Source organism: Corallococcus sp. CA053C (genome assembly GCF_003611675.1).
Lineage (GTDB): Bacteria > Myxococcota > Myxococcia > Myxococcales > Myxococcaceae > Corallococcus.
Genome location: NZ_RAWA01000793.1, coordinates 1 through 1,149 on the forward strand (window position 1 = coordinate 1; position 1,149 = coordinate 1,149).

The 1,149-nt window shown below is 68.0% G+C and carries 1 protein-coding gene and 1 pseudogene; both read left to right on the top strand.

The genetic code is table 11. The features are described from left to right. Positions 1-195 precede the first annotated feature (195 nt). On the top strand, positions 196-921 hold the full coding sequence (locus tag D7V97_RS43185) for a zinc ribbon domain-containing protein (RefSeq protein ID WP_120616285.1): 726 nt from the start codon (positions 196-198) through the stop codon (positions 919-921). A 30-nt stretch (positions 922-951) separates the two neighbouring features. Further along, positions 952-1,149 (top strand): annotated as a pseudogene (locus D7V97_RS43190) (DUF3634 family protein); the annotation flags it as partial.

A 1,149-nucleotide genomic window follows, 5' to 3' on the forward strand; every position in this document is an offset into this window, starting at 1 on the left:
GGCCAGGAGGCGTCTTGGGGGTGGTGGGAACACGTGCCCCGTCTAACGGGTGCGTGAAGCGGATTCAAACGCTGGAGGGGCGGGCCGGAAGCGCAGGGATGGACGGTCGCCCATTTGGGCGTTGGATCACCAGCACCCTTGTTGGTACAAGAGTCGCGCCGCGCGTCGGTGCGGCCGTGTTGGGAGGCAGCAAATTTGCGGGAGAAACTGAAGGCCCTGGCGGAGCTGCAGAAGGTGGACCTCGAGGTCGCCTCGCTCCGGAAGGCAGCGGACGTGCATCCCCGCCAGATTTCCGAGCTGGAGCGGGAGCTGGGGGTCGCGCGCAACGGCATCGAAGCCGAGCGCACACGCGTGGCCGACCTGGAGAAGCAGAAGGCCCTGCTCGAACAGAACATCACGGACGAGAAGGACAAGGTGAAGAAGTGGGAAGCGCGCCTGTCCGACCAGCGCTCCACCCGTGAGTACTCGGCGCTCGCTCGCGAGATCGATATCGCGAAGAAGGGCATCCTCACCCAGTCCGAAGCCCTGACGGAGAAGGTCAAGGAGCTGGGGATGGCGCGCGAGGCCATCAAGGGCAAGGAGGCGGAGTACGCCACCAAGCTGCAGGGCCTGTCGGGCCGCATGACGGAGCTGCGCGGGAAGCTGGGCGAGTCCGATTCCCAGGTGAAGGACCTGGAGGGCCGCCGCGAGGCCGTGGCCTCGAAGGTGGACAGCAACCTGCTGCGCCGCTACGAGGTCATCCGCAAGAAGAAGCTGCCCGCGATGGTGGGCGTGGTGGCCGGCACCTGCCAGGGCTGCAACATGAACCTGCCCCCGCAGATGTACAACATGCTGCGCACCTCGCTGGGCACCGACGTGTGCCCCTCGTGCAACCGCATCATCTTCGCCATCGAAGCGCTGCAGGACTCCGTCGAGAAGTAGCGGCGGGCCGCTCGAAGGTCGCCTCACCCCATGCCGCCCCCTTCGCTCGTCGACCTCCTCCGCCACATTGCTCGGGAGGAGCCGCTGACGGCGACGGTGCGCGCCTTTCGCGGGCTCACCCGCGAACACCTGGGGCAGTTGCTGGACGAAGCCGCGGATGCGCTGAGCGGAGGCCCGCGCGAGCCGGCCTCCGAGGCGACGGTGACGGCCGCCCCGCCCGAGTCCCCC